This is a genomic window from Bradyrhizobium sp. (assembly GCF_035484855.1).
In the GTDB taxonomy this organism is placed as follows: Bacteria; Pseudomonadota; Alphaproteobacteria; order Rhizobiales; family Xanthobacteraceae; genus Bradyrhizobium.
On the sequence record NZ_DATHOP010000013.1, the window covers coordinates 1 to 12130 of the forward strand.

Below are 12130 nucleotides of genomic sequence, written 5' to 3' on the forward strand. Positions count from 1 at the left end.
ATCTCGGCGCCTCCGCCGAGGAGGCGCGCGCGGAATCGATCTGCAAGTTCCTCTATCCGAATGACGAGAGCCCGGCTGGCCGCGAGTTGCGGCTGCGGCAGGAATATTTCTTTGTCTCGGCCTCGCTGCAGGACCTGATCAAGCGCCATCTCGGCTCCGACGGCCAGCTCCGCAGCCTGTCGCAGAAGGTCGCGGTGCAGCTCAACGATACCCATCCCTCGCTCGCCGTCACCGAACTGATGCGCATCCTGGTCGACCTGCACAATTTCCGCTGGGACGAGGCGTGGCAGATCACGGTGGCGACCTTGTCCTACACCAACCATACGCTGCTGCCGGAGGCGCTCGAGACCTGGCCGGTGGAGCTGTTCGAACGGCTGCTGCCGCGCCATCTCGAGATCATCTATCGCATCAATGTCGCGCATCTGGCGCAGGCCGATGCGCGCTGCCCCGGCGACGTTGACTTCAAGGCCTCGGTTTCCCTGATCGACGAGAAGTCCGGCCGCCGGGTGCGGATGGGGCAATTGGCGTTCGTCGGCTCGCACAGCATCAACGGCGTTTCGGCGATGCATTCCGACCTGATGAAGGAGACCGTGTTCCACGATCTCAATCATCTCTACCCCGGGCGCATCAACAACAAGACCAACGGCATCACCTTCCGCCGCTGGCTGATGCTGGCCAATCCGAAGCTGACCGACCTGCTGCGCGAGGCCTGCGGCGAGGCCGTGCTCGACGATCCGACGAGGCTTGCGCATCTCGAGGCGCGCGCCAGCGACAGCGCGTTCCAGGAAAGATTCCGCAGCGTCAAGCACCACAACAAGCTCATGCTCGCACGCCTGATCGGCGAGCGGTTGAACATCAAGGTCGATCCGGCCGCGCTGTTCGACGTGCAGATCAAGCGTATCCACGAATACAAGCGTCAATTGCTCAACATCCTGGAGGCCATCGCACTTTATCACGCGATCAAGGACGATCCACAAGCCAACTGGGTGCCGCGCGTGAAAATCTTCGCCGGCAAGGCCGCGGCGAGCTATCGCTACGCCAAGCTGATCATCAAGCTGATCAACGACGTCGCCGAAATCGTCAACAACGATCCGGCGATCGCCGGCCGGCTCAGAATCGCGTTCCTGCCCGACTACAATGTCAGCCTTGCGGAGGTGATCATTCCCGCCGCCGATCTCTCCGAGCAGATTTCGACTGCCGGCATGGAAGCCTCCGGCACCGGCAACATGAAACTCGCGCTGAACGGCGCGCTGACCATCGGCACGCTCGACGGCGCCAACATCGAAATCCGCGACCATGTCGGTGCGGAAAACATCGCGATCTTCGGCATGGAGGCGATGGACGTGGTGGTGCGGCGCAAGCAGGGGCTGGATGCGACCGACGTGATCCGCAAGTCGCCGCAGCTGTCGCGCGCCATCAACGCGGTCGGCGGCGGCGAATTCTCGCCGGGCGAACCGGGCCGCTTTGAATCCATCGCGCACGCGCTGCGCCATCTGGACCACTACATGGTCAGCGCCGATTTCGATTCCTATTACGAAGCCCAGCGCGGCATCGACGCGCGCTGGCAGGTGGTGCCGGCATGGACGCGCGCCTCGATCCTCAACGTCGCGCGGATGCCGTGGTTCTCCTCCGACCGCACCATCCGCGAATATGCCGGCGAGATCTGGAACGTGCCGGTGCGCGGCGGTCCGCCGCAGACGTTGCAGGAGCCGGGCGCGCAGCGCGGAGCGACGCGCTAGCTCGAATGCTTACCGGAAGCCAGCACCTGTTCGACGACGCCACCCGCGTCACCGCCGGCGACAGCCGCTGGCAGGGGCGGACCAGTCCGGATTACTGGGCGTTTGTCGGCCCGTTCGGCGGCATCACGGCGGCGACCATCCTGCGGGCACTGATCGAGCATCCCGATCGCTCCGGCGATCCGCTGGCGCTGACCGTCAATTACTGCGCGCCGATCGCGGAAGGCGGCTTCGATCTCGACGTTCGGCTGGTCAAGGCCAACCGCTCGACGCAGCACTGGTGCGTCGAGCTGACGCAAGGCGGCGGCGAGGTGGCGACGCTTGCGACCGCCGTCTTCGCCGAGCGCCGCCCGTCCTGGTCGCACCAGCAGGCGCAGTTTCCGCCGGCCAAGCCGTTCGAGCAGATCGCGCCCTATCGCAACATCGCGGCACCCTGGGTCGGGCAATATGATTTCCGCTTCGTCGAGGGCCATCCGGATTTTGCCGGTGCAAAAAAGGATGCGCCGGCGAGCGCGTATTCCAGATTATGGATCGGCGACCGCGCGCCCCGGAAGATCGACGCGCTATCGCTGGTGTCGATGTCGGATGCGTTCTTCGCCCGCATCTTTCATGCGAGGGGCGAACTGGTGCCGTTCGGCACGGTATCGTTGACGACCTATTTTCACGCCGACGCGGCAGATCTTTCAGCAGAAGATATCAGCCGCGTGCTGGCGGTGGCTGACGCGAAGATCTTCCACAAGAGCTATGGCGACCAGAGCGGCGAGTTGTGGTCGCCGAACGGGCGGCTGCTCGCGACCACGACACAGATGGGATATTTCAAGGCGTAGGATATTCATCGTCATGCCCGGCCTTGTGCCGGGCATCCACGTCTTTCTTTGTCGCAACAACCAAAGACGTGGATGGCCGGGTCAAGCCCGGCCATGACAGAGAATAGGATCCGCCTCAGGTTTCCAGGGTGGCGCTGGCCTGAACCAGGCTGGTGTTGCCGGTCGTGGGATCGGTTACTGCGTTCGCGATCGTCGCCTTGCCGGTGCCGGTCAGCACGAACTTGGTGTTGCCGATCCGGAACGCCGAATTCCCGATCAGCACCTGCTGGTACTGCACGGTGCCGCCGCTCGAATACTTCACCTGGGCGCGGAAGCCGTTGACGTTGGAGACCGTGAATTCGAATTTCTGGTTGTTCGAATAGCTGCCGGTCCAGGTGCCCTGGTAGCTCTTGGGATCGACCGGGGTATATTTGGTGGTCTGCGGGGTCAGCGGCGCCGACGCGTAGGCCGACTGAATGACGCTGAAAATATCCGACATGCCGATGCTCCCTGCCAGCAATCCCCAGACTGGCAATAGAGAGGCATTGGGTTAATCAAGGGTTAATGGCTGATCGGATCGAACCTTCCGTCATTCCGGGATGCGCCGCTTGGCGCAGACCCGGAATCCAGAGGTTGTTACATCGAGATTCCGGGTTCGATGCTTCGCATCGCCCCGGAATGACAAGATCAATCACTCCGCCGCGAGCTTGAGGTCCGGCGCTGCGGCGCGGACGTCGGCGTCGACCACGCTCTCGAATTTCGCAAAATTCTTCTGGAACATGCCGACCAGCGCGCGCGCCGTCTTGGCGAACTCGGCCTTGTCCTTCCAGGTGTTGACGGGATCGAGGATCTCGCTCGGCACGCCCGACAATGCTGACGGCACCGCGAAACCGAAATACTTGTCGGTGCGGAATTCGACATTGCGCAAGCTGCCGTCGAGCGCCGCGGTCAATAGCGCCCGCGTCACCTTGATCGGCATCCTGGAGCCGGTGCCGTATTTGCCGCCGGTCCACCCCGTGTTGACCAGCCAGCAATCGACGTCGTGTCTGGCGATCAGCTCGCGCAGCATGTTGCCGTAGACGGCGGGATCGAGCGGCAGGAACGGCGAGGCGAAGCAGGTGGAGAATTCCGGCTGCGGCTCGGAGCCGAGGCCGCGCTCGGTGCCGGCGACCTTGGCGGTGTAGCCGGACAGGAAGTGATACATCGCCTGCGCCGGCGTCAGCCGCGCGATCGGCGGCAGCACGCCGAAGGCGTCGGCTGCCAGCATCACCACGTTCTTCGGATGGCCGGCGCGGCCGCTGCGCGAGGCGTTGGGGATGAAGTCGAGCGGATAGGCGGAACGGGTGTTCTCGGTCTTCGAGCCGTCGTCGAAATCCGGCACCCGCGTGTTCGCGTCGAGCACCACGTTTTCCAGCACCGCGCCAAACCGGCTGCTGGCGGCGTAGATCTCGGGCTCGGCATCCTTCGACAACTTGATGCATTTGGCGTAGCAGCCGCCCTCGAAATTGAAGATGCCGTCCTTGCCCCAGCCGTGCTCGTCGTCGCCGATCAGCGTGCGCCCGGGGTCGGCCGACAGCGTGGTCTTGCCGGTGCCGGAGAGGCCGAAGAAGATCGCGGCATCGCCCGCGGGACCGACATTGGCCGAGCAGTGCATCGGCATCACGCCCTTTTCGGGCAAATAGTAGTTCAGCGTGGTGAACACGCTCTTCTTCATCTCGCCGGCATAATAAGACCCGCCGATCAGGACGATCTTGCGGGCGAAATCGATCGCGACCACGTTCTCCGAGCGCACGCCGTGGCGTTTGGGATCGGCGTGGAAGCTCGGGATGTCGATGATGGTCAGTTCCGGCACGAAATCCGCAAGCGCGGCGGCCTCGGGCCGGATCAGCAGCGTGCGGATGAACAGCGAGTGCCAGGCGAGTTCGGTGAAGACGCGGGTCTTGATCTGGAAGCTCGGATCGGCGCCGCCATAGAGGTCCTGCGCGAACAGCGTCATGCCCTCGGCGTGGCTGAGGAAATCCTGGTAGAGCGTTTCGAACTGCTGCGCTGATATCGACTGGTTGCCGGCCCACCACATTTTTTCGGTGGTGGCGTCGCGAACGGTGAACTTGTCCTTCGGGCTTCTGCCGGTGAACTCGCCGGTGTCGGCGCACAGCGCGCCATCGGCGGACAGCATGGCCTCATCCGCGGCAAGCGAATAGTGATAGAGCTGCGGCGCGGCGAGATTCCAGTGCACGGCTTTGAGTTTTCTTAAGCCGAATTTGTCGGCACCGAAGGCACCGTTGTGTACGCCCGTCTCTTGCAAAGAAGAATCCTCCTCGAACCCCGCGTATCGCCGGCACGCTTGCCGCCAGGCGCGCCTCTGTCGCGGTGACCGCCAATATAGCCTTCCGGCCCCGGTCCGGCGACCTATTACTGATGAACGCCGGGCTTGCCAAGCCGATCCCACGATATTTGGTTTATTCGAGGGCGGATCGCCGATAACGGCTCAATGGCGTGCTGCAGCGCGAGCATGACCGGCGCGCGATCACGACGTTACATGGCAATGACAACGCGACCATCAGCCGCGCAGTTCGAACAGGTCTGCTGCGACGCACAATCCAGGCCGGCCGATTTTTAACGGGCCGCTCCCTCGCCGATCAGGGCAAACGGACCCCAGATGGCCGGATAGGCATTCCGTGGCGATGAAGTGTCATTGAGATAAGCCAGCATCGCCTGACGCAGCGCTTCGGCGCGGCCGATTTTCGGATCGGATTTGAGACGATCGAAGGTCGATGTCGTCAGTCTGGTCGCCGCTTCCGAATCGACCGCCCAGTGCGAGACCAAAAGCGCACGGGCGCCGGCATAGAAGAACGCGCGCGCCAGGCCCGAGAGAGCCTCCGCACCGGGCTTGTCGCCGGCGATGGTATTGCAGGCGGACAACACCACCCAGTCGGCATTGAGTTTCAGCTGCGCGACTTCGCTCGAGGTGAGTAGTCCATCGTCGAGTTCGGACGGCTCTCTCGGCGTGCTGAGCGCGAGCGACGGTTCGCCAAGGCCCTTGACGTCGCCGGCGACGAGGCCGTGGGTGGCGAAATAGATGATCGAATAATCGGCAAGCGGGGCGCGCTTGACCGTGGTCTCGCTCGCGTCGCTGCCGAGATGGATGTCGGCCGTCGCAGCGCCAACGTCTTTTGCCACGGCGTTCAGTTCGTCAGCCGTATCCGGTAACTGCGGCAACGCCTGCGCGAGCTTTGTACGATCGACACCGGCGCCCTGCCAGAAGTCGGTGTAAGCCGATGTCACCAGGGCGCGGGAAGCTGATTTGACCGCAACCTTCTTGGCGGCCGCGCGATTGTCGCCCGGGCCATCCTGCGACGGGTTGAACAGCGGATCGCCGAAGCCGGTCATCGGCTTGATCCCCTGGTCGTTGCGGGCGAATATCCGCAGCGCTTTCAGGCTTGCCACCGACGGCAGCACCGACACCGCCTGTCGTTTGAGCAGCCAGGCGGCATCGCGATAGCCCGCCAAGGTTTCCGGAATCGCGGCGGACGGTTTCTCCGTCACCAACAGATGGAACGGCAACGCCGTCAGCGCGCCCGATGGCGCGACCAGGAGACTGCGCTTGTCCTTGACCAACGCCTCGACCGGCCCGAGCAGCGCGGTGTAGAGCTCATGGGCCTGCGCGAGATCAAACAAGCCGGACTTGCCGGAGGCGTCGCTGGCCTTGTCGACATCGAGCCCGCGGCGAAACGCGGCAATTTTCTGCGAAAGCGCCTCGGCGCCAAGCGGCAGAGGCTCCCAGTCGAAATTGTCGCGCGTCAGGACAAAAACGTAGCTCTCCTTGTCGGCGACAGAAAACAGCACCAGCGCCTCATTGCCTGACAGCAGGGCCTGAATTTCAGCTGCCTTCAGCGGCGGCGGGTTCGACAAGGCGGCATAATCGGGGAATTCGGTGGCGAAGGTCTTTTGCAACGTCGCGCGCTCGGCGGAGATGGCGGCAAGCCGGTCGCGGCTGCGCTGCTCGGTGGCCGCGTCGCGCTTCGATTTCTCCCTGGAAACGGCCACGATGATGGTCTTGTCCAGCCGCTCGGCTTCCGCAGCGAGGTCCTGATCCCGGCGAACCAGCTCCGCGAGCCGGTCGCTTCCTGCCGCCAACCGCACCGCGAGCTTGTTCACGGCGGAGGCGGCCGAGGACTGCGAGCCGCGTTGCACGACGTCGAGCGCATCGTCGAGGGCTTTGGGGGCCGGCAGCGATCGTTGCCGTTGCGCGGCAAGCAGCACCGGAAGCGCAACGCGCGGCTGGGCGTGGCCACCCGCTATCATTTTTTCCACGATCGGCAAGGCGTCGGCGTTACGTCCTTCGGTCTGGTAGATCAAGGCGAGGTTGTTGAGCGAGATGACGAGGTCGGGGTGATCGGGGCCGAGCGCGGCCTCGCGAATCGCGATCGCCCGCTGGTAGAGCGGTTCGGCGTCGGCGTACCGGCCCAGCCTTTCATAGAGATCAGCCAGGTTGTTGAGCGACCGCGCGACATCGGGATGATCGCGTCCAAGCACTTTTTCGCGGATCGCAAGCGACCGCTTGATCTCCGGCTCGGCCTCGGCATAACGGCCCTCGACCTTGTCGACCTGGCCGAGATTGTTCAACAGCGTCGCGACTGCGGGATGCTCCGGCCCGGCTGCTTTCTCGTAGATCGCGAGCGCGCGCTTGAACAGCGCTTCGGATTCGGCATGCCGGCCCTCTTTCTCGTAAAGGGTCGCGAGATTGTTCAGCGCCTGTCCGATGTCGGGATGACCATTGGGAAGGGATTTTTCGCGCAGCGCCAGCGCCCGCTTGAACAGCGGCTCGGCCTCAGTATAGCGCTCCTGTCGCTGGTACAGCGCGGCCAGATTGTTCAGTTCCGCCGCAGCGCCGCCGGAGTCGAGGCCGCCGACCTTCTCCATGATCGCGATCGCCCGCTTGTAGAGGGGCTCGGCCTCGATGTCGCGTCCCTGGTCGCTGTAGAGCAGCGCCAGATTGTTCAGCGCGCCCGCGACATCGCGGTCGACCGGACCGCGGGCCTTCTCAATGCTTTCCAGCTGGCGCTGCGCCAGCGCCGTCGCCTCGGAATATTTGCCAGCCTGGCCGAGTGCCGCGATCCTGGCGCTGGTTGCCGCCAAATCGCCCGCTTGTGCTGACGACGGCGCGCAGAAGCCGAGACCTGCAGCCAGCGGCAGCCAAACCGTCAGCGCCAATCGATGGAGGGAATTCATGATGCGCTCGCCCTTACACTTGCCTTGTGTCGGGCGAAGATCGGTTATCCCTTCGCCCGTGCTTCGTTCGCCAGCCTGACCAGCATCTGGCGCAACTCACCCGGCCCGGTGACCCTTTGCGGGAAGTCCAGCCGCAGCGTCGTTGTGCCGGCCTGCAGATCGATCCCGTCGGGATCGCAGCCGGTGCAGCGCCAGTCCGAAGGCTCCGCGCCAAGCAGTCTGGTTGCGTAGAGGTTAGTCGCCTCGCGATGATCGGCGTTCATGTGCGCGATCGCGCCGGCTTCTGCCTCCAGCAATGCAGCGGCGTCGGAAATGTCGGTGAGGAACTGCTCCGGCTTGAGGTCGATGATTCGTCCGAAACCCGCCACCAGATGCAGGCCGCTCGGCCGCACCAGGTAAAAGGAGAAATCCCCAAAACTTACAAAGACTTCCGCGGATGGATGGGCGCTGAGGTAGCGCTGGCGCAAAATCTCGAGCTCGGAACCCGCGGCTTGTTCGGCGCGGCCCGCCAGCATGATCCGCGATCCCTCCAGTGGATCGCCCTCGGCGCGCTCGTCCAGCATCAGCGAAACCCTGGGGTCGGCCAGGATGTTTTTGGTATGCACGGCAAGCCGCGAAATCAGCAGAATCGGCGAGCCGTCGGGATAGCTCGCGACATTGACCAGCGAGCAATAGGGATCGCCGCTGCCGGCCATCAGGGTCGCCAACGCCCCCTGCCGGCTCCGGCGCAACAGCGACCGGGCAACATGACCGGCATCGAAATCAGTCGTCGGCTGCATGTCTCATATCCGCACATCTCATTGCAAAATTAGGGCTTTTCGAGGCCGGGCCGATATCCTATACAGGCGCCGAACCGATGGTTCGTTCAGGGCTTAGGAACTCGGTCACATTTCAGCCCAGCTTGCATTGCTCGCTGATCGTGCTCAAAGCCCTCATCTGCGGCGCATCACCGAATCGCTCGCCGTTTCAGCCACCTAAGTACCAGTACCTGAAAGCAGGCTCATGCCCACAATCGCCCTGGTCGACGACGACCGCAACATTCTCACATCGGTCTCGATCGCGCTGGAAGCCGAAGGTTATCGGATCATGACCTACACCGACGGCGCTTCGGCGCTCGACGGCTTCCGCACCTCGCCGCCCGACCTTGCGATCCTCGACATCAAGATGCCGCGCATGGACGGCATGGAAACGCTGCGGCGGCTGCGGCAGAAGTCCGATCTGCCGGTGATCTTTCTCACCTCCAAGGACGAGGAGATCGACGAATTGTTCGGCCTCAAGATGGGCGCCGACGATTTCATCCGCAAGCCGTTTTCGCAGCGGCTTCTGGTCGAGCGCGTCAAGGCCGTGCTGCGCCGCGCAGCGCCGAAGGATCCGACCGCCGTGCCGAAGGAGACCGACGCCAAGGCGCTCGATCGCGGCCTGCTGCGGATGGACCCGGAGCGTCACACCTGTACCTGGAAGAACGAGCCGGTGACGCTGACGGTGACCGAGTTTTTGATCCTGCAGGCGCTGGCCACCCGCCCCGGTGTGGTGAAAAGCCGCAACGCGCTGATGGACGCGGCCTATGACGACCAGGTCTATGTCGACGACCGCACCATCGACAGCCACATCAAGCGGCTGCGCAAGAAGTTCAAGGTGGTGGACGACGATTTCGAGATGATCGAAACCCTGTATGGCGTGGGCTACCGATTCAAGGAAACCTGATCGTTGGGGCATTTGACGGGGCAGTTTGTTAACTGACGCCGACGGGCGTCTGGGGTAGGATGCGAAGGCGAACGCGCCTGTTAGGGGCACCATCGAAACAACCGGCAGTTTTGGCCATTGCTTGATCGAACGCAGCCTGATCCAAGCCTGAATGCCGAGGGCGACGCGCCGGCCCTCGCGCTCGACAATATTGCTGTCGAAAACCCGCCGGTCGCGGGCTGGCAGCGGCCGCTGGGCTGGCTGCGCCGCGCCGGACAGTTTTTCTTCGCGCTGTCTTTCTCGAGCCTCACCCGCCGCATCGTTTCGCTGAACCTGGCGGGCCTGGTCGCGCTGGTCGCCAGCGTTCTCTATCTCTCGCAATTCCGCGCCGGCCTGATCGACGCCCGCGCGCAGAGCCTTCTGGTGCAGGCCGAGATCATCGCCGGCGCGATCGCGGCGTCAGCGACCGTCGAAACCAACACCATCACCATCGATCCCGACCGGCTGCAGGACCTCAAGCCCGGCGAAACCTACGGCGCGCCCGATGAATATTCCGGGCTGGTGTTTCCGATCAATCCGGAGCGCGTCGCGCCTGTCTTGAAGACCCTGATTTCGCCGACCAAGACTCGCGCCCGCATCTACGACCGTGACGGCGGGCTGATCCTCGACAGCCGCAATCTCGAAAACGTGCTGCGTTTCCAGCTGCCGCCGCCCTCGGGCAAGCCCGGCGTCGTCGACCGCACGATGACCTCGATCCGCACCTGGCTCAACCGCGGCGACCTGCCGCTCTATCGCGAGCTCGGACCGGAGAACGGCAACGGCTATCAGGAGGTCGCCGACGCGCTGACGGGCCAGAAGCGCAGCATGGTGCGGGTCAACCAGCGCGGCGAGGTGATCGTCTCGGTCGCAGTCCCGGTGCAGCGCGGCCGCGCCATCCATGGCGCGCTGATGCTCTCGACCCAGGGCGACGACATCGACCAGATGGTGACCTCGGAACGGCTGGCGATCCTGAAAGTCGGCGGCGTCGCTTCCGCCGTGATGATCATGCTGTCGCTGCTGCTGGCGAGTACCATCGCAGGTCCCGTGCGCCGGCTCGCCGACAGCGCCGACAGCGTCCGCCGCCGCATCCGCACCCGGGTCGAGATTCCCGATTTCACCCGCCGCCGCGACGAGATCGGACATCTCTCCGGTGCGCTGCGCGACATGACCGGCGCGCTCTATAACCGGATCGAGGCGATCGAGATGTTCGCCGCCGATGTCGCCCATGAATTGAAGAACCCGCTGACCTCGCTGCGCTCGGCGGTCGAGACGCTGCCACTGGCGCGCAACGAAAACAGCCGCGCCCGCCTGCTCGCGGTGATCGAGCACGACGTCAAGCGGCTCGACCGGCTGATCTCGGACATTTCCGATGCCAGCCGGCTGGATGCCGAACTGCAGCGGCAGGACATGACGTCGGTCGATCTTCGCCGGCTGCTGATGGCGCTATCGACGGTCGCCAACGAAACCCGCCGCGGCAACAATATCGCCGTCGAAGCCCGCTTCGAGGGCCGCGGCCCCAACGACACCTTCTCGGTACCGGGCCATGATTCGCGGCTCGGACAGGTGATCTCCAACCTGCTCTCCAACGCCCAGTCGTTTTCCGAGGCCGGCGGCAAGGTGCGGATCGCGTGCCGCCGCGTGCGCTCCGAAATCGAAATCGTGATCGACGACGACGGGCCGGGGATTCGCGAGGATGCGCTGGAGCGCATCTTCGAGCGCTTCTACACCGACCGGCCGCATCAGGGTTTTGGACAGAATTCCGGATTGGGGCTGTCGATCTCGAAACAGATCATCGAAGCCCATGGCGGACGGATCTGGGCGGAGAACCGCGCCGGACCTGTGAACGCCGAGGGCGAGGTGACGGTAGCGGGCGCCCGCTTCGTGGTCAGGCTGCCGGCGCCATGACGGCGGCGGCCGGCGCGAGCGTCCACGCGTCCGCGGTCAGGATCGGAGATCGCGCCGTGCTGATCCGCGGGCCATCGGGATCAGGCAAATCGCGTCTCGCTTTCGATCTGATCCTGGCCGGACGCGCCGGGCAAATCGCGCCCGCCCTGCTGATCGGCGACGATCGCCTGCATCTGCACGCAAGCCAGGGGCAGTTGCTGGTGCGGCCCGCGCGCGAACTAGCCGGCCTGATCGAGATTCGCGGGCTTGGCATCTTCAGCTGCGAATTTGCCCCCGAGGCGGTCGTGGGACTGGTGGTGGACCTGTCGGCCGCGGACGCCGAGCGCCTGCCGCCGCCCGACGCGCTTCTGATCGATATTGAGGGTGTGATGATACCTCGAATCCCGGTTGGCGTCGGCTACGCGCCACTCCCCCTGGTTGTGGCGGCGCTGACAATGACCGCAATTTCATCTTCGAGCCTGCCAGCGGCCGATTGCTCGAAGGGAATTGGTAACCATATCAGTCCCACTATCGCGACCGAATAGACCGGCGCAGGCTCCCTTCTACCGCTAATTTTCCGGGAGAATCGCGAACATCCCCTCTTGCGCAGGGGCTCTGGATGGTCAAAGTGGCGCGTTCGTGCGGTGCACCAAAAAGCACCCGCGAGGAGTTTTTCATGATCGGTCTAGTACTTGTGACCCATGGGCGCCTTGCCGACGAGTTCAAGGCAGCGCTCGAACATGTCATGGG

9 protein-coding genes and 1 pseudogene are annotated in these 12130 nt (G+C 64.1%); 6 read left to right on the forward strand and 4 right to left on the reverse strand.

Features of this window, described 5'->3' with window-relative positions:
• On the forward strand, nucleotides 1-1739 hold a 1739-nt coding region (locus VK804_RS00925), incomplete at its 5' end, for a glycogen/starch/alpha-glucan phosphorylase (protein ID WP_325366831.1).
• A 5-nt stretch (nucleotides 1740-1744) separates the two neighbouring features.
• Nucleotides 1745-2563, forward strand: coding sequence for a thioesterase family protein (locus VK804_RS00930; protein WP_325366833.1), 819 nt, complete (start codon nucleotides 1745-1747; stop codon nucleotides 2561-2563).
• Nucleotides 2564-2678: 115 nt separating this feature from the next.
• Here VK804_RS00930 and VK804_RS00935 read toward each other — a convergent pair whose 3' ends face one another.
• The 4 genes from VK804_RS00935 to VK804_RS00950 all read right to left on the reverse strand — a co-directional run bounded on the left by VK804_RS00935 (nucleotide 2679) and on the right by VK804_RS00950 (nucleotide 8553).
• On the reverse strand, nucleotides 2679-3041 hold the full coding sequence (locus VK804_RS00935; protein WP_325366835.1) for a hypothetical protein: 363 nt from the start codon (nucleotides 3039-3041) through the stop codon (nucleotides 2679-2681).
• Between the two features lie 192 nt (nucleotides 3042-3233).
• Entirely contained in the window at nucleotides 3234-4847 is a 1614-nt protein-coding gene (locus VK804_RS00940; RefSeq protein WP_325366837.1) for a phosphoenolpyruvate carboxykinase, read from the reverse strand.
• Nucleotides 4848-5158: 311 nt separating this feature from the next.
• Complete coding sequence (locus VK804_RS00945; RefSeq protein WP_325366839.1) at nucleotides 5159-7774, reverse strand: CHAT domain-containing tetratricopeptide repeat protein; 2616 nt, start codon at nucleotides 7772-7774, stop codon at nucleotides 5159-5161.
• A gap of 44 nt (nucleotides 7775-7818) precedes the next feature.
• Nucleotides 7819-8553, reverse strand: coding sequence for a HugZ family protein (locus tag VK804_RS00950; protein WP_325366841.1), 735 nt, complete (start codon nucleotides 8551-8553; stop codon nucleotides 7819-7821).
• 223 nt (nucleotides 8554-8776) lie between these two features.
• Here VK804_RS00950 and VK804_RS00955 point away from each other — a divergent pair, with 223 nt between their 5' ends.
• The 4 genes and pseudogenes from VK804_RS00955 to VK804_RS00970 all read left to right on the forward strand — a co-directional run.
• On the forward strand, nucleotides 8777-9478 hold the full coding sequence (locus tag VK804_RS00955) for a response regulator transcription factor (RefSeq protein WP_029587720.1): 702 nt from the start codon (nucleotides 8777-8779) through the stop codon (nucleotides 9476-9478).
• A gap of 117 nt (nucleotides 9479-9595) precedes the next feature.
• Entirely contained in the window at nucleotides 9596-11401 is a 1806-nt protein-coding gene (locus VK804_RS00960; RefSeq protein ID WP_325366846.1) for a sensor histidine kinase, read from the forward strand.
• Complete coding sequence (locus tag VK804_RS00965) at nucleotides 11398-11925, forward strand: HPr kinase/phosphatase C-terminal domain-containing protein (protein WP_325366849.1); 528 nt, start codon at nucleotides 11398-11400, stop codon at nucleotides 11923-11925. The genes VK804_RS00960 and VK804_RS00965 overlap by 4 nt, the downstream gene beginning before the upstream one ends.
• Before the next feature lie 131 nt (nucleotides 11926-12056).
• Nucleotides 12057-12130: pseudogene (locus tag VK804_RS00970) on the forward strand (PTS fructose transporter subunit IIA); the annotation flags it as partial.